Annotated in this window: 19 protein-coding genes; 12 read left to right on the top strand and 7 right to left on the bottom strand. The window is 67.2% G+C overall.

The window, feature by feature from the left end; genetic code table 11:
- From eccCb to eccA, 11 genes are all read left to right on the top strand, one after another.
- A partial coding sequence (eccCb, locus tag LI92_RS01180; protein WP_046315045.1) for a type VII secretion protein EccCb occupies positions 1-3,454 on the top strand: 3,454 nt, incomplete at its 5' end.
- Between the two features lie 102 nt (positions 3,455-3,556).
- Positions 3,557-3,859: a PE domain-containing protein gene (locus LI92_RS01175; protein WP_046315044.1), complete on the top strand. Its 303-nt coding sequence runs from the start codon at positions 3,557-3,559 to the stop codon at positions 3,857-3,859.
- 3 nt (positions 3,860-3,862) lie between these two features.
- Positions 3,863-5,041, top strand: coding sequence for a PPE domain-containing protein (locus tag LI92_RS01170; protein WP_046315043.1), 1,179 nt, complete (start codon positions 3,863-3,865; stop codon positions 5,039-5,041).
- 115 nt (positions 5,042-5,156) lie between these two features.
- The gene (locus tag LI92_RS01165; RefSeq protein WP_046315042.1) at positions 5,157-5,474 is read left to right on the top strand and encodes a WXG100 family type VII secretion target; all 318 of its coding nucleotides are present in this window, start codon (positions 5,157-5,159) and stop codon (positions 5,472-5,474) included.
- A gap of 39 nt (positions 5,475-5,513) precedes the next feature.
- Positions 5,514-5,807, top strand: coding sequence for a WXG100 family type VII secretion target (locus LI92_RS01160; protein ID WP_046315041.1), 294 nt, complete (start codon positions 5,514-5,516; stop codon positions 5,805-5,807).
- Between the two features lie 95 nt (positions 5,808-5,902).
- Positions 5,903-6,751 (top strand): ESX secretion-associated protein EspG, encoded by an 849-nt coding sequence (locus LI92_RS01155; protein ID WP_046315040.1) that lies wholly within the window; start codon positions 5,903-5,905, stop codon positions 6,749-6,751.
- Between the two features lie 88 nt (positions 6,752-6,839).
- Positions 6,840-7,856 (top strand): MinD/ParA family ATP-binding protein, encoded by a 1,017-nt coding sequence (locus tag LI92_RS01150; protein ID WP_152665293.1) that lies wholly within the window; start codon positions 6,840-6,842, stop codon positions 7,854-7,856.
- A gap of 5 nt (positions 7,857-7,861) precedes the next feature.
- Entirely contained in the window at positions 7,862-9,460 is a 1,599-nt protein-coding gene (gene eccD, locus LI92_RS01145) for a type VII secretion integral membrane protein EccD (RefSeq protein ID WP_082109483.1), read from the top strand.
- Positions 9,445-11,121, top strand: coding sequence for a type VII secretion-associated serine protease mycosin (gene mycP, locus LI92_RS01140; protein WP_502691378.1), 1,677 nt, complete (start codon positions 9,445-9,447; stop codon positions 11,119-11,121). The genes eccD and mycP overlap by 16 nt, the downstream gene beginning before the upstream one ends.
- Positions 11,118-12,677 (top strand): type VII secretion protein EccE, encoded by a 1,560-nt coding sequence (eccE, locus tag LI92_RS01135; protein ID WP_046315036.1) that lies wholly within the window; start codon positions 11,118-11,120, stop codon positions 12,675-12,677. Before mycP ends, eccE begins: the two co-directional genes overlap by 4 nt.
- Before the next feature lie 102 nt (positions 12,678-12,779).
- Positions 12,780-14,570 carry a type VII secretion AAA-ATPase EccA gene (eccA, locus tag LI92_RS01130; RefSeq protein ID WP_082109482.1) on the top strand — a complete coding sequence of 597 codons (1,791 nt, stop codon included), beginning with the start codon at positions 12,780-12,782 and terminating at the stop codon, positions 14,568-14,570.
- A gap of 14 nt (positions 14,571-14,584) precedes the next feature.
- On the opposite strand, the gene LI92_RS01125 is transcribed toward eccA, so the two are convergent.
- Together LI92_RS01125 and LI92_RS01120 are read right to left on the bottom strand one after the other, a co-directional pair.
- Positions 14,585-14,902, bottom strand: a complete 318-nt coding sequence (locus LI92_RS01125) for a DUF2710 family protein (protein WP_046315034.1) — start codon at positions 14,900-14,902, stop codon at positions 14,585-14,587.
- A gap of 49 nt (positions 14,903-14,951) precedes the next feature.
- Entirely contained in the window at positions 14,952-16,313 is a 1,362-nt protein-coding gene (locus LI92_RS01120) for a DUF5631 domain-containing protein (protein ID WP_046315033.1), read from the bottom strand.
- Between the two features lie 138 nt (positions 16,314-16,451).
- On the opposite strand from LI92_RS01120, the gene LI92_RS23630 reads away from it, so the two are divergent.
- Positions 16,452-16,619 (top strand): hypothetical protein, encoded by a 168-nt coding sequence (locus tag LI92_RS23630; RefSeq protein WP_192829952.1) that lies wholly within the window; start codon positions 16,452-16,454, stop codon positions 16,617-16,619.
- On the opposite strand, the gene LI92_RS01115 is transcribed toward LI92_RS23630, so the two are convergent.
- The 5 genes from LI92_RS01115 to LI92_RS01095 all read right to left on the bottom strand — a co-directional run bounded on the left by LI92_RS01115 (position 16,616) and on the right by LI92_RS01095 (position 20,318).
- Entirely contained in the window at positions 16,616-16,930 is a 315-nt protein-coding gene (locus LI92_RS01115; RefSeq protein WP_046315032.1) for a DUF2694 family protein, read from the bottom strand. The two genes, LI92_RS23630 and LI92_RS01115, sit on opposite strands and share 4 nt — an antisense overlap.
- Complete coding sequence (locus LI92_RS01110; RefSeq protein WP_046315031.1) at positions 16,927-17,244, bottom strand: type VII secretion target; 318 nt, start codon at positions 17,242-17,244, stop codon at positions 16,927-16,929. The genes LI92_RS01115 and LI92_RS01110 overlap by 4 nt, the downstream gene beginning before the upstream one ends.
- Positions 17,245-17,247: 3 nt before the next feature.
- Positions 17,248-18,588 carry a DUF4226 domain-containing protein gene (locus LI92_RS01105; RefSeq protein ID WP_046315030.1) on the bottom strand — a complete coding sequence of 447 codons (1,341 nt, stop codon included), beginning with the start codon at positions 18,586-18,588 and terminating at the stop codon, positions 17,248-17,250.
- 126 nt (positions 18,589-18,714) lie between these two features.
- Positions 18,715-19,554: a C40 family peptidase gene (locus LI92_RS01100; protein ID WP_046315029.1), complete on the bottom strand. Its 840-nt coding sequence runs from the start codon at positions 19,552-19,554 to the stop codon at positions 18,715-18,717.
- Positions 19,551-20,318: a helix-turn-helix domain-containing protein gene (locus LI92_RS01095; RefSeq protein WP_046315028.1), complete on the bottom strand. Its 768-nt coding sequence runs from the start codon at positions 20,316-20,318 to the stop codon at positions 19,551-19,553. Before LI92_RS01095 ends, LI92_RS01100 begins: the two co-directional genes overlap by 4 nt.
- Between the last annotated feature and the right edge of the window lie 97 nt (positions 20,319-20,415).

Genomic DNA, 20,415 nt, shown 5'->3' with positions numbered 1-20,415 from the left:
GGTGACCCGGCACCCGGAGCTGTGGTCGTGGATGATCTGGCTGCCGCACAACCAACACGACGAACTGTTCGACGCCTGCGGGTGGCGACGCCTGGTGTTCACCAGTCCTACCGAACTTGAGGCGACACTGGGCGCCGACCTTCACATGAAGGGCAAGCGCGGCGCCTGGCGGCCGCTCTCGGCGCCGAGCCCCACCACCATGGCCTCACCGCTGGAGACCGGTGGCGCCGAACCCGATCTGGGTCCGCACCTGGTGATCGTCGACGACAACACGGGCAGTCCCGAAGCATGGGAGAGCGTGGTCGGTCGGGTCGGCAAAGAAGGCATCACGGTGCTGCGGGTGGCCTCGCGTCTGGGCACCGGTGTGGGCTTCGGCCGCGATGAGATCTTTGAGTTGACCAAGCAGCAGGCCCCGCGGAATCGCGCTGACGAAGCCGGCGCCCCGGACCGCAAGAACCGGCGCGGCCCGAGCCTGCCCGACAGGCCGACGCTGTGCGCCGGAGGAAAGTTCTTTGCTCACGCCGACCAACTGTCGGTGCCGCGCGCTTACCGCTACGCGAGGGCGATGGCCCGCTGGTCACCTACCGCCAGCGTCGATGTCGCCGACGCGGGCAGCGGCGCCCTGGAACTGTTGCGTGCCCTGGGCATCGACGACGCCCGGGAACTCAACGTCGACCGGCTATGGGCAGAAAGGCGCAGCCGGGGCGATGAACGGTGGGCAGAGATTCCCGTCGGAGCCAAGCCCAGCGGCGAACTGCAGAACATCATTCTGCGCGCCAAAGACTTCGGCGGCTACGGTTTTCACTCGGTCGTCATCGGGACCAGCGGCTCGGGAAAATCAGAGTTCTTCCTTTCCCTGGTCTACGGCATTGCGCTGACCCACTCGCCGGAGACTTTCAACGTCATCTTCGTCGATATGAAGTTCGAGTCCGCGGCCCAAGACATCCTCGGTATCCCGCACGTGTCGGCGGCCCTGTCCAACCTCGGAAAGGACGAACGGCATCTCGCTGAAAGAATGCGGCGCGCCATCGACGGTGAGATAGCCCGGCGCTATCGCCTGTTCAACTCGGTCGGTGCGCGCGACGCAAACGACTACGAGGAGATACGCCTGGCCGGGCGGGACCTGGAACCGGTACCGGTACTGCTCGTAGTCATCGACGAATACCTGGAGCTGTTCCAAAACCACCCCAAGTGGATTGACTTGATCATCCATATCGGGCAGGAGGGCCGCGGTGCAAACGTGTTCTTCATGCTCGGCGGACAGCGCCTGGATCTGTCGTCCTTGCAGAAGGTGAAGTCCAACATCGCATTCCGGGTCGCCCTGCGGGCTGAGTCCGGGGACGACAGCCGCGAAGTGATCGGGTCGGATGCCGCCTACCACCTGCCGTCGAAGGAGAACGGCTTCGGACTGCTGAAGGTCGGTCCGCGTGACCTGGAGCCGTTCCGCTGCTTCTACCTCTCGGCGCCGTTCGTGGTCCCCAAACGTAAGCTGCCGACCGGCCAGACCCTGGATATGACGCTCACCAAGCCCCGGCTGTACACCTGGCAGTACCAGCCGCTGGATGCAGCGGATGCCCAAGCGCTGCAAGATATATCGGCCACCGACGCGGAGCCCGACGAATTTCTGCTGCACGCCGACGGCTTCAAGAAGAAGAAGATCGTCGATGTGCTGCGTGAGTCACTCATCGCCGCCGACCGCAAGGCACCCCACCTGCCGTGGTTGCCTCCGTTGGAGATCTCCGAGCCGGTCGACGCCCTGGTCGCGCGCTACCGGGGCAAACCGTGGCATGTCGACTACGGCCGCAACCCCGGCCTGGTGTGGCCGCTGGCCGTCAAGGACATCCCCGAGGACGCCCAGCAGCTGGTGCACTGCGTGGATGTGCTGCGCAGCAACATCATGGTGGTCGGGGCCAAGAGCCGCGGCAAGACGACCACGCTGATGACACTGATGTGTTCGGCCGCGTTGATGTACACCCCGGCGCGGGTGACGTTCTTCTGCGTCGGCGGCGCAACCCTGGGCTACGCCGAAACCCTGCCGCACGTGGCCGACATCGTCTCGCCGGCCGACCGCGAGGGCGTGGAGCGCACCGTGGCCACCATGGCCGCGCTGATCAGCGCCCGCCAAGACACCTTCCGCCGCGACAAGATCGACATCAACGAGTTCCGGGAGCGGCGCTTCGGCGCAGGCGGTGGCGAGAGTACGGCCGGCACCGACGCCGGCGATCCCTACGGGGACGTTTTCCTGGTGATCGACGACTTCTCGGATCTCTACGCCGCCGACACGATGCTCGGTGACCGCATCATCGCCCTCAGCGGTGTCGGTCCGGAGTACGGCGTGCACGTGATGACCAGCGCCTCCGGCTGGATTCACGGTCAACGCCAGACCCTGCTGCAGAACTCGGACGTTCGCATCCAGCTGCGGCTGCAGAACCCCGGCGAGAATGAGATGGGCACCGCGTCGCTGGACGCCCGCGATGCCGCCAAACGCACCGTCAACCGGCCCGGCTTCGGTCTGACCGAGTCGCTGCACGAGATGCTCATCGGGGTTCCGGAGCTGGCCGCCGAGGACGGCACCAGGATCGGGACCCGGGAACTCGGGAGCCGGGTTGCGCAGGTCGCGGGTGTCACCAAGCACGCCACACTCAAGCGACTTCCAGCGGCTGTCGCGCTGGTGGAGATCCTGGCCTACGACGTCGCACAGCGGCCGCCCGCCCAAGCCCCGCCGTCCATCGCGTTCATGATCGGCGAGCAACACGATCTGCTTCCGGTCCCGCTGATGCTGGCCGAAAACCCCGGGATGATGATCCTGGGGCGAGCCCTGTGCGGCAAGAGCGCCACTTTGGCCGCAATCGGCGAAGCAGTGATGGCACGCTTCGGCCCCGGGGAAGCCCAGATCACGATCATCGACCCGAAAACGGGCCCGCTACGAGACCTGCAGGGTCCGGGCTACATCCATGCCTATGCCTATGACCAGGACGAGATCGACGAGACACTGACCACGCTTGCCCAACAGATACTGCTCCCCCGGCTGCCCGCCAAGGGGCTCAGCCAGGAGGAGCTACGGGCGCTCAAGCCCTGGGAGGGGCCCCGGCATTTCGTGTTGATCGACGACGTGCAGGATCTGCGCCCCGCACAAATTCATCCGGCGAAACCACCGGTAGGTGCGGCGTTGTGGAAGCTGATGGAACGGGGCCGTCAGATCGGACTGCACGTTTTCACCACGCGTAACTCCTCCAACTTCGGCCAATTGGAGATGGACCCCTGGGTGAAGGCGCAACGCGCCGCCAAGGCGCCCACGTTGTTCATGGACAACGACCCCCAGAACAAGGTCAACCGCACGATACGGGCTCAGGCGTTGCCCGCCGGCCGCGGACTGTTGGTCAATGACTTAGAGGTCGAGGGCGTTCTGGTAGGAGTTCCGTCGTCGATGATCCACGATTTCGAACGGCAATAACCGGTATTTACATCTTGAAGTGACGCGCGTCGCAATTCGGTTTACGATCAAGTCCGGTTCGCCGCCGTCGACATATCGGTGATGAGGCATCGGGGAGGAAATATGTTTTCTGTAGAACCGGAAGCGGTCCTGGCTTCATCGGGAGTCGAAGCCGCGATCACCGCCGAAACGCAGGCGGCCGCCTCGGCCGCCAGCCCGGCATTGCTGGGGGTTTTGCCCATGGGTAACGACCCCGACTCCATCGCATTCCATGCCGCCCTGCTGGCCTCCGGCGGCGAATACCTGGGCATCGTCGCCGAGCATTCGGCGCAGCGCGGCCTGTACTCCGGCGCGCAGGCCACCGCCGCAGGTGTGTACGGCGCCACCGAGGCACTGCGGGCCGCCACCGTCGCACTCGGCGGGTAGCTCATGGCCGACCCGGGGTGGGCCGCCCGCACACCGGAGACCAACGACATGTTGATCAAATCCGGCGCGGGCATTCCGACCATGCTGGCCAACGGCGCCGCATGGTCGGCGCTGGGTATGGCTCATCACGCGTCGGGAATCGCCTCGGCGGTCAACACGGCATTGACCTCGCTGCGGTGGATCGGAGCCGGATCCGAGGGATCAGTCCTCAACGCAACCCTGCTGAACGTGGCCCTGCACGGGCTGGCGGGTTGGGTAGACGTCAAGGCCCCCATCGTCGCTGCGGCCGTCGAGGCCTACCAGCTCGCCTATGCCAGCATGCGCACGACCGCCGAGTGCGAAGAGAACCGCATCGAGACCGCAACCGACTACGCGATCAACCCGTCGGTGCTCGGGGCCCTGACACCGCGGATCGCTTCGCTCGAATACCAGTACTACGGCCTGTTCTGGCCGAATAACGCCGCGGTGGGGGCGTCCTACGGGGCGACGCTGACGGCGCTCACCGCCAGCCTGACGGTTCCCGCTCCGGTGGCGAGTATGGGCGCTTCCCCGGCAGCTCCCGCCGCGGCGGCCAGCGCTGTCGGCGAGGCGGCCTCCCAGGCCGCTGCCGGCGGCGCGATGCGCGCCGCCCACGCCGGCACGTCTACCGCGACCAACGCTGCCGGCCAGAGCGCCGGCGCCGCCCAGAGCATGGGCGACCCGATGAGTTCCCTGCTGGGCCCGGTTCAGCAGATCGGCTCGACGCTGACCCAGGCGCCGCAGTCGCTGGCGCAGCTGCCGCAGTCGATGCTGAGCCCGATGCAGTCCCTGATGGGCATGTTCATGAACCCGAACGCACTGGGCGGGGCGCTCAACTCCCCAGGGGCCACCGGGCTTCCCGCCACGGCGACGCTGGCGAACTCCGCCACCTCCTCCGGTGGCGTCGCGGCAGGCGGGCCGGGCGCGCCGGTCTCCGCGTTCACCCGGCCCGTGAGCGCCTTCGACTCCGGTGGCGGACGTCCGGTGGGATTGCGGCCCAGCGGCGCGCTGGGTTCGGTCGAGACGAGCCGCCTGACGACCACCGGCGCCACGGGCATGGGGGGTATGCCCATCGCGCCCGGCGCCGCGGCGGGAGCCGGCGGCAAGACCAACAACGGCCAGTCGGCCCGCACCACCGTGCGGGTTATCGACGATCGGGTTTGACCTGGGCTTTTCTTGGCCACAGGGTGAATCGACACATACAAAAAGAGCAAATAGACTACCGCCAGCCAGATCCCGCCGAATCCGGGGGGGTTGTTCTACAACCGAGGAGGAATCGATGGCAGCCATAGTCGTCACGCCCGAACTGATGCGGAACACCGCGTCAAAACTGTCGCAGCACATCGAACATGCGCAGGCGATCGCCAACCAGTACCTGGCCGACCACGAGAACATCCTGGGGGCGTCGACGTGGGCGGGCGGGGGATCTCGGGCCTCGTTCACCACCGCCGCACAGATTCACGACGACATGCAGAAGGTCCTCATCGGCGGCAGCCGGCTGACCGAAGGTCTCAAACAGGCCGCGGCACTCATGGAATCCCACGAGTCCCACTCCGAGCACGCTTTCCACTCGCTGTTCGGCGGCCAGTCCGCCTAACCCCCGACGACCCCTGTACTCGAAAGGACACCGATTCCTATGTCCACAAGTGACGGCATTACCTACCCCCCCGCCGCCGTAAGCGACCACGCGCACGGCGTCATCGGCAACGCGAGCGCCCTGGATCAGATCCACGCCGATGCTCACCAGCTCACCCAGATGCTGACCGAGTACTTCGCCGGTCATGGCGCGACCGGATTCTTCGAGGCCCAAGCGCAGATGCTCTCCGGTCTGCAGGGCCTGATCGAGACCATCGGTCACCACGGTTCCACCATCGGCTCCGTGCTGGATGGGGCCCTGCAGACCGACCAGACGATCAACCACATCTTTTGATCCGCTCGAAGTGGGGTGTCTGCGATACGGCGCAGATGCCCCACTTCGCAATGTCGGCGCGGCTGCCGCAAACCACGTTTTGAGGAGAGGGCCCCGTGCTGACAACGACTGTCGACGGACTGTGGGTGCTACAGGCCGTCACCGGCATCGAATTGTTGTGCCCGGAGTTGGGCCTGCGGCCACTGTTACCCCGTCTGGACACTCTCGAGCGCGCTCTTGCGCATCCAATCGCGCAGGAGCTGCGCACCATCGGCGCTCTCGACGAACAGGGCCAAGCCGACCCGATGCTGCGGGAATGGCTCACGGTGATCATGCGCCGCGACATCGCGCTGATGCTCAACCTCAGTTTCCCCGGTCGGCCCGCCGACGACCCCCAACACCTGACCCGTGTCTCGATCAGCCGATTCGCTTCCTGGTGGGTGGTGCTGGAACGCCGTGGCCTGGAGGTGCGGCTCTATCCCGCCGGAAGTGCCGCCGACCAAGAGGCTGCCGGCGACCTGCTCGTCGGACAGATCGAGCGGCTGTGCGGTGTCACCGACCCGGCACCGCTGCGGCCCGTCACCCTGGATACGCGCGAACTGCTCGAACGAGTTCGCAGCCCGGAGAGTCTTCGTCAGCACCTTGCCGCGCTCCGGCTCGATATCGATCAACAGCAGATCGTGGCGATGGCCGCCGACCCGGAGCTGTCGGGCCAGGCCAACATCGTCGCGATCCAGCCGGGCGCCGGCGCCGAGGAACTCGCCCGCGTCGCGGTGGGAGACACCACGGTGCTGATTTCGGACACCCCGGCCGGCCGAGTCTGTGTCGAGAATGTCGACAATGGCGGTCGCCGGTACCAAATCGTCTCCCCCGGTACCCGTAGCGATGTGGCCGGCGCGATCCTGCGGCTCATAGCCCGGCTACCCGCCGGCGCAGACTGGCATTCCCACCGGCGGGTTGTATGACAGTGAATTCACGGCCTTGTCTTTACCGTGCATTCCGGTCCAGAAACGCAGCAATCGCAGTTTCAGCAATCGTGTTAACATCACGCTCGTGACGAGCCCGTGGAATAGCCCGAATATGCCGGACGAAGGCTCATCTGTGCGGTGGGATCCGGCACCGGGCCCCAGCTACCGCGATTCGATATCGGACTCGATGCGTATTTCCGACCTGGCGACGCCACGCAAGATTCCACCGGGCTCGGGCTGGCGCAGACTCGTCTATGTCCTGTCGGCTAAAACCGTTAATCCTGGCGAATCTCCGAGCGAACGCCATTATCGCGACCTGCGTAATAGAATTCGTCGGCACATCCGGCGGCAGTACGTGATCACATTGGTGTCCGGGAAGGGCGGCACCGGCGTGACGACGATGGCCGCGGCGATCGGCAGTGTCTTCCGGGAATGTCGGCCCGAGAATGTCATCGCGATCGACGCCGTCCCGGGCTTCGGGACACTGTCTGACCGCATCGACGAGCACCCTCCGGGCGATTACTCGGCCGTCCTGAGCGACACCGACGTACAGGGGTATTCCGATATCCGGGAACACCTCGGCCAGAATGCCGTTGGCCTAGACGTTCTGGCCGGCAATCGCACCTCAGATCAGTTGAGGCCGCTTGTTCCGGCAATGTTCAGCGGGGTGTTGTCGCGGTTACGACGCACGCACAACGTGATCGTCGTCGACACGGCGGCGGACTTGGAACACCCGGTCATGAAACCGGTGCTGGAGAACACCGACACCCTGGTCTTCGTCTCGGGGGTCACCGCCGACCAGTCCCGTCCCGTGTTGCGGGCGGTGGACTACCTGGCTTCGCAGGGCTATCACGAGCTGGTTTCGCGTTCCACCGTGATCCTCAACCACTCCGCCCCGAAAGCCGACAGTGCCGCGGTGGCCTATCTGACCGAGCGGTTCAGCAAGACCGGCGCCACCGTGGAAGTCATGCCCTATGACGCTCATCTGGCAAAGGGCGGAATCATCGATGTCCCGAATGAGGTGAAGAAGAAGACCCGACTGCGGCTATTTGAAATAACCGCTGGTCTGGCCGACAAGTTCGTGCCCGACACCGAAAGGTAAACGCGGTGACCTCCCCGACACCAGCAAAAGTCGCATTTCCGGCACGCTGTGCGGTGAGCCTCGCCTACGATAAACACCTCGTTTCCCAGGTCTTCCCTGCCGGTATTCCCGTCGAAGAATTTTTCGAGGGAATGGTCGAGCTGCTCGACGAGGATCTGCGCCACCACGGTTTTGACGGGGTCGCGCTGCCGCCGGGAAGTTACGAACTGCACAAGGTCAACGGCGTCCGGCTGGACATCGCGCGCAGCCTCGACGACCTGGGCGTACAAGACGGCGACACCCTGGTCCTGGTTCCCGTGGTGGGCGGCGACTCCTTCGAGCCGCAGTACGAGTCCCTGTCGAGCGCCCTGGCCGCAACGGCGCGCCGGCTGGGAGCCCAGCCGGAGATTCAGTGCCAAGAGTGCGGCCACAAGGCCGACGAGCAGACGGTGACCCGGCTGCTCAAGGTGAAGGTGGACCGGATGTTCGCGCCGGTCACCGCGTTGACTGCCGCGCACACCGCGATCGGGCTGACGGCCATGTCGGTGGTGGTGCTTGCGGCGCTGGCGGTCCGGGCCCGGACCTTCAGCGACAGTTGGCCTCCCGCCGCCGTCCTGGTGGGCCTCGGGGGGTTGCTGGCGCTCGGGGCAACGGTGATCCGACGCAGCTGGCCCGCGCGCGACGACCTGTTCAGTGGGTTCGGTTGGCTCGCGGCGCTCGCGTTGTCTTGCGCAGCGTTCTGTGCGGCACCCGGCGCCCTCGGCGCGCCCCACGTGATGATCGGGCTGACGGTGCTGGCCCTCGGCGCGATCGGCCTCAGCGTGCTGCTTCGTTCGCAGAGCACGGTTGCCACCGCGGTCGTCGCCGCTGCGGGAATCGGCGGCGCGGTGGCGGCAGCCCGGATGTGGCAGCCGGTGTCGCCGCAGGTGATCGGCATCTGCCTCCTGCTGGGCCTGCTGATCCTGCTGCGGATGGCCCCCACGATCGCGCTGTGGGTTGCGCGAGTGCGGCCGCCATACTTCGGTTCGATCACCGGGCGAGACCTGTTCGCCCGTCGCGCCAACATGCCGATCGACACGGTCTCCCCCGTCACTCCCGAAGATGCAGAGGACGACGAGGACGACTTGGTCGACATCTCGGCCCGCGGCGCCGCGATCGCGGCCTCCGCGCGACTGATCAACTCCGTGCAGGTCGGGATTTGTGTCGCGGCCGCCACCGCATTGCCGATAGCGGTCTGGATGGTGCTCACCCCAGGCGGCCCGCGGCAGCGTGGTGCGGTGGCGCTGTGCGGTCTGGTGGCAGGCCTGTTCATCACTCAGGGTCGCGGTTTCGCCGCACGCGTCCAAGCGATCGCGCTCGTAGGGGGAGCCGGCGCGGCCGTACTCGCCGGAATCGTCAAATACGCCCTGGCGAGCCCCGGCGATTCCGCCGCCGGCTTCCTGTGGCCGGCCGCTGCCATCGCCGTCTTCGCCGGGTTGGGGCTGGCCGCCGGTCTGCTGGTACCCGAAACCAAGTTCGTGCCCTGGATCCGGCTGGCCGTCGAATGGCTGGAAGTCCTGGCATTCATCGTGGTGGGCGTACTGGGCGCATGGCTGGGAGGACTTTTCGTGTGGGTCCGCAACTGAGGCGCCTGTCCGCTCGCGGGGCCATCGTCGTCGCGGTGATGGCACTCGTCTTCGGGTCGAGCGGCCCACCTGCGGCCCGTGCGATCGAGCCTCCGTCGGTCGATCCTGCTCTTGTCCCTGCCGACGGCACGCCGGGACCGGACCAGCCGATGCGGCGCTCGAATTCCTGCAGTGTCCCGATCACGGTCGGCAATCCCGACGTGGCGCAACTGGCACCGGGATTCGACATGCTGGGTATCGCCGCGGCATGGCAGTACTCCACCGGCAACGGCGTCCCGGTTGCCGTCATCGACACCGGCGTCACACCGAATACCCGCCTACCGGCGATTGCCGGGGGCGACTACATCATGGGCGGGGCGGAGGGGCTCGGCGGCCTGCAGGACTGCGACGCGCACGGCACGATCGCCGCGTCGATCATCGCCGCGGCTCCCCTGGGGGCACTGCCGATGCCCCGCCCCATGCCGGCGGTCCCCGCGTTCCCCCCGCCGGCCGGTCCGCCCCCCAGCAACGGCGAACCGCTGCCCCCGGCGGACGTTCCGGCCCCTCCGGCACCGCCTCCGCCTCCCACCGCGGTGACCATTACCCAGGTGGCGCCGGCCCCGCCTCCCCCGCCACCGCCGCCGGAGGACGCCGTAGCACCGGCCGCCGGGCCCGCCGATCCACAGAGCGACGACGAGCCCGCGGTCCCACCGCCTCCGCCGGGCGCTCCCGACGGTGTTGTGGGAGTGGCGCCGCATGCCACCGTCATCTCTATCCGTCAATCATCCCGGGCATTTGAGCCGGTCCACCCCCAACGATTCGGCTATGACGACGAGCGGGTGAAGGCCGGAACCCTGGCAACGCTGGCCAGGGCCGTCGTCCACGCAGCCAACATGGGCGCCAAGGTCATCAACGTCTCGGTCACCTCCTGTGTGCATGTGGCCGCCGCAGTCGACCAACAAGCGCTGGGGGCGGCCCTGTGGTACGCGGCGACGGTAAAGGACGCGGTGATCGTGGCCGCCGCCGGCAACGTCGGAGAGGCCGGATGCGCCGACAACCCGATGTTCGACCCGCTGAACCCCAACGACCCGCGGGACTGGAACCAGGTCAAGGTGATATCGAGCCCGTCATGGTTCTCCGACTATGTCTTGTCGGTCGGCGGTGTGGACTCCACCGGGGCACCGATCGACAAGAGCATGGCGGGCCCATGGGTGCGGGTGGCGGCGCCCGCCACCCATGTGATGGGCCTGTCGCCGCAGGGCGGAAACCCGGTCAATGCCTATCCCCCGGCCCGGGTCGGCGAGAAGAACATGCCGTTTTGGGGTACCAGCTTCTCCGCCGCCTACGTCAGCGGGGTGGCTGCGCTGGTCCGGGCAAAATATCCGCAACTCACGGCGAACCAAGTGATCAACCGGATTGTTCAGACTGCCCACAATCCTCCCTCCGGGGTGGACAACCGGGTCGGCTACGGACTGGTCGATCCGGTTGCGGCACTGACGTTCAACGTGCCGGCCGGCGATCCGGTGGCACCGGGGTCGCAGCAGCGGGTGCTCTCCCCGGCACCGCCTCCACCTCCGCCGGACCATCGGGCTCGCAACGTCGCCCTCGCCTTCCTCGGCGTGATCGCCGCGGCTGTACTGGCCGCCGCGGTCACCGCCCGGATCCGCAGGGCCACCCGATGAGTCAGAACCAGGTCCGCCTGACCGGATTCCACCCTTCGAGTAACCGGCGACTGCTGTGCGCCACAGCGGTTGCGCTAGGCGCTCTGGTGGGCGGGGCGCTGGGGGGTGTCATCGGTGTCGTCATCGCGCTCATGCTCGTGGGAGCAGTGGTATGGGTGCCGTGGTGGGGCCAGCCGGCATGGTCGTGGGCGCTGCTGTGGTTTCGCCGCCCCTCGCAGGATGCCTGGAGCGATCCGGTCACCGTGGCCAACAACCGCGCCGGCGGCGGAGTCCGGATTCAGGACGGTGTCGCGGTGATGGCCATCCACCTGCTGGGTCGGCCGCACGCAGCCACGGTGGCCACCGGATCGGTGAACGTGGAGACCGATAACGTCGTCGACATCGCCGATCTGCAGCCGATGCTTCGGCATGCGCTCGGGCTGGTCCTGGATTCGATGAGCGTGATCAGCATCGGAGCGCGCCGCGCAACAGCCGGTGACTATCCCCGGGTCTACGACACCGAGATCGGCACCCCGCCCTACGCCGGGCAACGCGAGACCTGGCTGCTGCTGCGACTGCGGGTGATCGACAACACCGCGGCGCTGCGTTGGCGAACCACGCTCGGTGCCGCGGCGGTCGCCGTCGCACAACAGATCGCGGGTCGGTTGCGCTGCGGCGGACTGCGGGCGCGGGTAGCCACCGCCAGCGACCTGGTCGAACTGGACCGGCGCCTGGCCGATGGTTCCCTGACCGCCGGCGCCCAACGATGGAAGGCCCTGCGCACCGACGGCGGGTGGGCGACCACCTACACCTACGCCACCGGTCAGATCACCGCACAACTGCTCGCGCAGGCCTGGACTCTGCCGGTCGATCACGTCATCCAGAACGTCACCCTGCTCCCCGACGGGACGTGCACGGCAACCGTGACCCTGCAGACACCGCAACCCGCCCCGACGCCACCCTCGGTGGTGCTCCGCCGGCTCAACGGGGAGCAGGCCGCGGCCGTCACGGCCAACATGTGCGCCCCCCGCCCTTCGCTGCGCGGGTTGCGGTCGCTTCGGCTGCCGGCCAGGCTTCCCCTTGAGATCGGTCCGTCGGGGGTCCTGATCGGCAAGCTGGCCAACGGCGACCGGTTGATGGTGCCGTTGACCGATTCGGGCGAGTTGAGCCGGGTGTTCATCGCGGCCGAGGATCTCATCGCCAAACGCATCGTCATTCGGGCGGCCGGCGCCGGGGAGCGGATCTGCGTACACACCCGAGACAAGGCCCGCTGGGCCAGCGTCCGGATGCCCGAGGTGAATGTGATCGATGAGTCACGGCCGACTCCGCGGACCACCGTCAGCGTGGTAGACGGCTCGATCGCCCCGTCGCCCCGCCCTGCCACGGTGATCACGGTGGCGCCGCCCGGCACGCCGCCGCCACCACCGGACGCCGTCGAGGTGTGCATCGAGCAGATCGACCGGAACGCAGTTCGAGTTGCGGCCGGCGGGAAATCCTGGCTGGCTACGGGGGAGTTGTTCCGGGCGGAAAACCGCTACTGCAGCCCGGAGGCGCTCGCGCCGATGTCGTTGCGATGACAACGCGCCGCATCGGCTGTCGGCTGGAGGACCTGGACGTGCGACAGAGGACTACAGACAGTGAGTGACCTGCTGACGGCCCGTCGACATTTCGACCGGGCAATGGTGAGCGAGTACGGCTCGCCCGAGGCGTTAGACGATTTCATCGCCGCGACCGAGGCCGATCCCTCCATGGCAGACGCCTGGCTGGGCCGTATCGCCTGCGGCGACACCGCGCTTGACACCCTGCACCGTCTCTACGCCAACCGGGACTGGCTGCACAAGGAGACCACCCGCCTCGGAAAGCACCTGGCCGCCCAGATTCCCTTGGGCCCGTACCTGTCCATCACCGTCACCGATGGCTCGCACGCGGGTTTGGCTCTGGCTTCGGCGCTCACCGTTGCCGGGGAGTACGAGCGTGCCGACGCGTTGCTGTCCGACGAGTCCCTCCTGGACAGCTGGATCAACTACCAGTGGCGCCAACTCGGCCGCGCCTATCTGATGTTCGTCACCCAGCGATGGCCGGACGTGCTGACCATCGCCGCAGAGGAGCTCCCCGAGCGAGCGATCATCATGCCGGCGGTGACGGCCTCGGTGTGCGCCCTGGCAGGCTACGCGGCGGCCCATCTGGGCCACGGCCGCGTGGCGCTGGATTGGCTGGACCGGGTCGACATCGCCGGGCAGAGCCGCTTTTCCGAGCGCTTTCAAGCCGGGGTTCTCACCGCGTCGATCAACCCGAGCGAGATCCCGTTGCTGGCCGCGGACCTCGCCTACCTGCGCGGCATGGTGCATCGACAGCTCGGCGAGGAAGACCAGGCGCAGGTCTGGTTGTCCAAGGCGGCGATCAACGGTGTGCTCACCGAACCGGCCAAGGCGGCGCTGGCCGAGCCGAAGCTGCGTCTCGTGGTCATCGACGAACAGATCATCGACACTCGCAGCGACCGGTGGGACGCCGGCTCGGCCAAGAGCCGCGCCGAACTCGATGAAACCCACGCGCAGGACCGCCGCGCCGAGTTGCTGGAACAGGGCCGCGCCGAGTTGGAGAGGCAAGTCGGTTTGGCGGAGGTCAAACGTGCGGTCCGAGCGCTGGAGGACCAACTCGAGGTCCGCGCCATGCGACTCGAACACGGCCTGCCCGTGGAGGGCCAGACCAATCACATGCTGCTGGTGGGTCCACCGGGAACAGGCAAAACGACTACCGCCGAGGCACTGGGCAAGATCTATGCCGGCATGGGAATCGTCCGCAATCCCGAAATCATCGAAGTACGGCGTTCCGACTTCTGCGGTGAGCACATCGGTGCCTCCGGCCCGAAGACCAATGAACTGATCGAAAGAGCATTGGGCGGAATTCTGTTCATGGACGAGTTCTATTCGCTGGTGGAGCGTCACCAGGACGGAACGCCGGACATGATCGGCATGGAGGCCGTCAACCAGTTGCTGATCGCGCTGGAGAAGCACCGCTTCGACTTCTGTTTCATCGCCGCCGGCTACGAGGACCAAGTCGATGAATTCCTGACCGTCAATCCCGGTCTGGCCAGCCGCTTCAACCGGAAGATCCGGTTCGAGGCGTACTCTCCGGAGGAGATCGTTGAGATCGGTGAGCGTTACGGATCAAGTCGGGCAACGGTACTGAACCCGGATGCACGCCAACGCTTCCTGACCATGGTCGCCAAGGTTCGGGGCTATGTCAGCCCACGCGGAGAGCACGGCATCAACGTCATGCACAACGGGCGTTTTGCCCGCAACGTGATCGAGGAGGCCGAACTCGCCCGCGACACTCGGCTGGCCGCCCAGAAACGGGCCGGACAGCCCGTGACCATCGATGACCTCAAGACGATCACCGCCGGCGACATCGACACAGCCGTTCGCTGCGTGTGCAGTACCAAACGCGAGATGGCCTCCCTGGACTGGTAAGCGGTGGGCCGCCCTCACTCCAGACTTGCGCCGTACCGCGCACCGAAGTCCGCCTCTGCCTCCTCCCGCAGCGCGGTGAAGACAAGGTTGAGCCGGTCCGCCAGCTCGCTGTGGGTGTAATCGCTGAGTACGCAGGGGTGAAGCGTCAGCTCCAACAGCCGACCATCGCAGTTGGCGACGGCTCGAACGTCGCCCAGATCGACGCTGTAGGTTGTGTTCTCGGCTTCGGCAACGAGGGCTTCCCACTTTTCGGCGGCCTCACGCAGATCGCGCAGGACGGACTCGACAAGGTCCCTGTCGCTGAGTTCCGCCCGGCTCTCCGCCCCCGACATTGGCTAAGTATGTCGATCCCGTGCGAGCAGCGTCAATTCATGACGCCGGCTAAGTTGACACGTCCCACTGGGCGGCGGGCGGTACGCTGAGCGCCCGAAACCAGCTGAAGTGGTAGTTGGCGGACACCAGGTCACCCGTCGCGATTCCTTCGGTGGCGGCCAGCAGCATGCAGTTGAGCACCGCTGCGGGCTCGGAGTCGGGATAGCGGGCCAGCAGCTGGTAACGCATGGTGTCGAGATGCACCCGCAACAAGTCGATTTCAGCTTCGACGATGCCCGTTCCGGCAGCACCTGCCTTCGCCAGGGTGTTCACCATCCTCGGCAGTCCGTCGCGCCAGTGGGTTGCCCCGCTGAGCTGCCATCCGAGATCCTCGACGGGCGCCAGCTTGCGGGGCTCCGCCGATACTTCCGGAACCGCTGAATCACTCGCTCGACCAAGACGATTCCCCGGGCTGTAGACAGCCGACGACACCAGCGGGCCCCCCAGCATCTCCGTGAGCGTTCCGGTCCGCCATCCGGGCTCCAACAGCTGAACCCCGGCCGGCAGCTCGACCCCCGGAGGAATCCATCCGTGGGCGATATCGGTGGCCAGGAGGGTCGCTCCGTCGGCGAGAACGCCCACCGCCCAGCGCAAGCCAGGTTCCTGCCGTGCGACGAACCCCAAGAGGCGCTGCGCCCGCTGCTCGTCGGACTCGGCGAACAGCGGCGTGGCCGGCGGTGCGGCGAAATCGAGTTGGGTCGCCCGCGCACGGTGCATGGCAAGCGGACCCGACGGCATGAACTCACGCGTCACGGTCGGATCGCCCGGTATCTCGGCAACGGCCTCAGCCCGCAACACGGGGGCTGCCGGCTGCTGGTGCTCCTCGGCGGCGAGGACGATCTCCTCGGTGACGCGTGGCGCCGGGGGACGATCCACTACCCCGAGCCATGCGGACTCGCCGGCGTCACGCGGCGGTGCCGTCAAGGGAGAAGCCGCGCCGGGGTCGACCTGAACCTCGGGTGCGGCCGAGACAGGTACCGGTCCCTGGCTGAGGCGGGCGAAGTCGCTGCCGAAATCCAATGTTTCCTTGTGGAGTTGGCGCACCGTGGACTCCACGCGCAGGACGGCGAAGGCCCTGGCCACGTTGATGACCCGAGCCTGGGCGATCTGGCGTGCGGACGGGGGCAGCTCTGATCGGCCCAGCGCGTAGAGCTTCTCGTTGGCCGATTGCGCGATTCGCTGTAGATCAGCGTGCAGGTAGTCGGCCAGCGGGGCGGTCTCGGGGGTGATCGTCGCCAATTCGGCCGGCCACAGGCCGCCCAGCACCCACGAACTGCAGTCGACCGGAGTGCTGAACGCCGGGACCGCCAGCGAGTCCCGGGCCGCGCTCCGAAGGCGCTGGCGCGCCGACCACCGACCGAAGAGTGCCACGGCGCAAGCGTACCGTTGCGGTCCGGGCACCCTCGCTCGAATTCGCGCTCCCCCCGTCCATGCCGCGCAACCATGGATCGCGGTCCTGCCAACCCCTGGTCAGGCGGTGAATTGTCAGGCCCTGAGCAAGTGGGTAGCGTGCTGATCGTGGCTGATGGCGGGTTCTCGGGGGCAGGGTGCGCAGCGCAACTGAGCGAACTCCTCGCGCTGCTGGAGCGCGCTCGAAACCTGTTCGGGGACAGAGTGGTCGATCTTCCCGAAGATATCGTGCCCGACGTCGATGCCGCGGGGAAATGGGTGGTCTAGCGACCGGGGTCAGCGCCCGGGTGCAGTCGGTGGGCCAGGAGTCGCTCCGTGGCCACCCGCAGATCGTCGTTGGTGGGAACCGCAACTGACGGCGAGTGACCCGTCGCGACGATTTCACCCCGGATCTCCAACGCCGCCTTCAGAAACGACACGTCGGCAGTCAACACAATGGCTTCCGCGAGCCGACGAGCGTCCGCCTCCATCACGGATTCGGACAGCACCACACTGTGCAGATAACCGCCGCGACAGGACCGAAACAGCACATCGCCGCTGGGATGCATCGTGTCGAATGCCGGGTTCGGCTCGGTCATCGGCTTCCATCGGTGAGGCGCCCGAAGGCGCTCGCGGCCTGGTCCTCGTGCTCGTTCCACATGGCCACCGCACGGTGCAGGTTGGCCGATACGGCCGAGTGTTCGCGCGATTGTTCTGCGTAGCAGTTCGCGCGCGCTTCCAGTAGCGACTCGGCGACCTCGCGAAAGTCTCCGTAGATGGGGCCGAGCGAGTTCAGGGTCGCCTGAATACGCTCGTGAGAGGCGGCGACCGTCGCCAGGTAATCCGATGCCTCCTGGTGATTCCCCGCAGCGTTGATCAGCACGTCCCGGTTGACGTGGATGTTCTCGGCCATGTGCTACCTCCCTGGCAGATCGACGATGCCGGTTAATGCCGGCATTTTCAAGCTCGTGCGGCCCGACACCGCCGTCGCAGGCCTGGTCTCAACCGGCTCCCCGGCCCGGGCGGCCTCCTGGGCGGAAAGCGGCGGATGTTGCCAGCCCAGAAATCCGGGGCCCTGCAGGTTCTTGACGAGGTGGATCTGGCCGTCGAGCAGAGCCTTGTCCTCACCGACCGCAAGCGCATGCCGATCGGTGAAAACGCCGATATCGCCGGGCCGCAGGTTCTCCACGGCAACCGCTGCGACCACCGGCGTACCGGGGGGCGGGATAGGGATGCCCTGGCTCCGGAACGCCTCCACCACAGGTTGTCCGTCGACGACCGCCTGCATCGCCGCGGCAAGGTGCGGATCGTCCACCGTCGTGGTGTGGCCGTCGGGCAGCCGTACGGTGACCGGCCCCGGGGCGCCCGGATCGGAAACGGATGCATCCGCATCTCCGGCATCGGGCGGGGCCTCGGATTCGTCGGGCGCATCCGTATCGCCGGGCCGATAAGCGGCCTGCTCGGGCAGGTCGTCGCGGCCCAAGCCGGAGGTCAGGCCGGCCCACGGAATCCCCGGCGCCATCGCGCCCATGCCCGGCCCCTCCGCGCCCAGTCCAGGAAGAGACATCGGCAACGGTGGCACCCCGTACGGGCCGACCGGGATGTCCGGCCGCGCCTCGCCGTCGAGCGGCATATCCAGGTAAGGGTCGGTGTCCGGCTCCCACGGAACGGTGTCCGCCGGCACCGAAACGGGACTGTCGGGAGGTTTCACCCGCGACCGTTCGGACGGCTGGTCGCCACGATCCGTTGCTGTGGAGGAGTACAGCGCTGTCAGCGCCGCGGCAAGCGCTTTCTTGGATGCGTCGTCCTCGTCGGCCTGGTCGACCACGCTGAGGATCTGCCCCAGTCTGGTGATCAGGAAGCGTTGAAATTCCCGGGCGCCCGCGGCAGTGCTGAGGTCCCATGAGTTGGCAGCGGTTGCGATCTCCGCCCCCAGTTCGTCGAGGCGGCGGCGGCTTCCGCGCGTGGTCTTGCGGGCTTGCAGCAGTGCATCGACCAACTGGCGATCGAACTCCGCCGTAACCGACAGCTGGTTGGCCAGAGCCGATTCCGCCTGCTTCATCGCCTCTGCCGCCCTGCCCCGCTGTTGATCGTCAAGCAGCGGATAGGCAGCGCGCAACCGGGCCAAGACACTGTCGTAACCCGCCGGCGGCAACGGCAGCGTCAGCGCTGCCTGGGCCACCCGCGTCGCCGCACCGGCGCGACCGGCCTCCGTGATGCGGTCGATCGCATCCAGAACGTCGTCGCGCGTCGCCATCTCCTCAGCCCAACTGCGCTGCGCCGTAAGGGCGCTCGGAAGTCGGCCACGCCTTCATGGCCGGTGACTGTACCCAGGCCCACCCGCGCCCACAATTCACTCGGAATCCCGGCGGACCCAGGCCGGTCATGGCACCAGGCGGCGGATCGCCACGTGGGCGCCCAGGGGGCTGATCTGCACGGTGGCTCCGGCGTGCGGCGCTTCGATCACCCGGCCCCCGCCGAGGGCAAGCTGAACATGGCCGGTACTGGGAAACACGAGGTCGCCGGGCCGGATTTGGGAGCGGGTCACCGGGATTCCCTCACAGATCTGCGTGTATGTGGTTCGCGACAGCGGCAGGCCGGCTTGACGGTAGGCCCACTGGGTCAGCCCTGAACAGTCGAATCGATCGGGTCCGGTGGCGCCCCAGACGTAGGGCCTGCCCAGGCGGGACAGCGCCGCGCGTACGGCCAAGCCGGCACGGCCAGGGGGCAGGTGCGCGAGATCCGGGCCCGCCGGACGACGCCGCGCGCCCCGGTAGCGCAGCCGCCGCAACCGCGCCCGGTGGGTCCGTGCGCGGCGCCGCGCCGACACCACGTGGGCATGTTGGGCCCGTAAGCGTGCCGCTCGCCGGCGCATGGCCTCCCGATGCGCCAACGCGGTGTCGGCGACAACCGCCGAGTCAGCTTGGGCGGCGGCGAGCACCCCGCCGGTAAGCCGGCGGGCCCGCGAATGGTCGGCGACCGCCGCACCCAATAGCGTTGCGGCGTGGGTGTCGGTATTGACGTTGGCCAGCAACCGGTTTCGTTGAGCGAGCACCGCGGTCCGGTACCGGTCATGGCCCGTCCCGGTGTGCACGCCGGCGTTGCGCTCCAGCGCGTGGGCATAGCGGTCCAGGCCGGCTTCCAGTGACACCGGGCCCGGGCTGCCCGCAAACAACCTATGTGCGCGCGCCAACAGCTCGAACTCGGTGTCATCCACCGTCATCCCCCTCCGTCACCGCCATCTGCCGCCGCCGTCGGATCGGCGAACGCATGGACTCGGGCCAGCGCTCCCGGCGGAATGACACCTCTGTTGCGGATGTCCCACATCTCCTCGGGACTGACGCCGATCAACGCCGCGATCACCGGCTCGGGCAGCGACGACTGTGCACAGGCCCGGTCGAAACGAGCGCTCAGGCTGCCAGACATCCGTTGCAGCAGCTCGACACGGGTCGCCTCGAGGTCCTGCAGGTGTGTCATCAGTCGGGCACCACGACCGGGACCAGCGTTCACCGCGACCCGCCACGAGCTGGCGGCAAGCATCTCGGCTTTCACGCACTGGGCGATCACGGAAAGAATATACGTCTCGTATTCGTCTGATGTTTTCGGCGGAAGCCGGGCGATCACCGAACGCAGCGCGTCGAGCTGCGCTTCGGCGTATCCCTCGAGCACTTCGGTGTCGCTGTGGCGGTCGACCACGATGGCCGCGGCGGGACGCGTAGCCGGCTCCCCCGGTGCGACCGCGGCGATCAGCTGTGCCAGTTCTGTGTCGGCGTCATCGGCGCTCAGCAGCCTCGAGTACGTGCCCGGTGGCAGGCCGAGACCGTTTTCAACCTTTTGAACTGTGCTTTTATGCGGCTTTCGCGCACCCCGCTCGAGATAGCTCAATCCCATGATGCTGACCCCGGTGGCCGCAGCGAGGTCAGCCAACGACCAGTCGCGGGCCTCGCGCAGCGCCCGGAGGGCAGCGCCTGCCGCCTCGCGGCTCATTGTCGCGCCCCGGCCATGGACGGATAGTACACAGGCCCGTCCCCCACTAGTTACATATATGTTTTTATCAACTTCTGTTGCGCCGACCGTCCTTGCG

The organism is Mycobacterium sp. UM_Kg1 (assembly GCF_000972925.1).
Lineage (GTDB): Bacteria > Actinomycetota > Actinomycetes > Mycobacteriales > Mycobacteriaceae > Mycobacterium > Mycobacterium hiberniae.
This window is presented reverse-complemented; position numbering and strand designations above follow the sequence as displayed.

What these genes read in the sequence shown, in the direction of transcription:
- LI92_RS01160 (WP_046315041.1), top strand. Translation starts at nt 5,514, where the DNA reads ATGTCCACAAGTGACGGCATTACCTACCCCCCCGCCGCCGTAAGCGAC.
- LI92_RS01105 (WP_046315030.1), bottom strand. Translation starts at nt 18,588, where the DNA reads ATGGCGACGCGCGACGACGTTCTGGATGCGATCGACCGCATCACGGAG.
- LI92_RS01125 (WP_046315034.1), bottom strand. Translation starts at nt 14,902, where the DNA reads ATGTCGGGGGCGGAGAGCCGGGCGGAACTCAGCGACAGGGACCTTGTC.
- LI92_RS01165 (WP_046315042.1), top strand. Translation starts at nt 5,157, where the DNA reads ATGGCAGCCATAGTCGTCACGCCCGAACTGATGCGGAACACCGCGTCA.
- LI92_RS01100 (WP_046315029.1), bottom strand. Translation starts at nt 19,554, where the DNA reads ATGACGGTGGATGACACCGAGTTCGAGCTGTTGGCGCGCGCACATAGG.
- LI92_RS01110 (WP_046315031.1), bottom strand. Translation starts at nt 17,244, where the DNA reads ATGGCCGAGAACATCCACGTCAACCGGGACGTGCTGATCAACGCTGCG.
- LI92_RS01115 (WP_046315032.1), bottom strand. Translation starts at nt 16,930, where the DNA reads ATGACCGAGCCGAACCCGGCATTCGACACGATGCATCCCAGCGGCGAT.
- LI92_RS01095 (WP_046315028.1), bottom strand. Translation starts at nt 20,318, where the DNA reads ATGAGCCGCGAGGCGGCAGGCGCTGCCCTCCGGGCGCTGCGCGAGGCC.
- LI92_RS01175 (WP_046315044.1), top strand. Translation starts at nt 3,557, where the DNA reads ATGTTTTCTGTAGAACCGGAAGCGGTCCTGGCTTCATCGGGAGTCGAA.
- eccA (WP_082109482.1), top strand. Translation starts at nt 12,780, where the DNA reads ATGGTGAGCGAGTACGGCTCGCCCGAGGCGTTAGACGATTTCATCGCC.
- eccE (WP_046315036.1), top strand. Translation starts at nt 11,118, where the DNA reads ATGAGTCAGAACCAGGTCCGCCTGACCGGATTCCACCCTTCGAGTAAC.
- LI92_RS01170 (WP_046315043.1), top strand. Translation starts at nt 3,863, where the DNA reads ATGGCCGACCCGGGGTGGGCCGCCCGCACACCGGAGACCAACGACATG.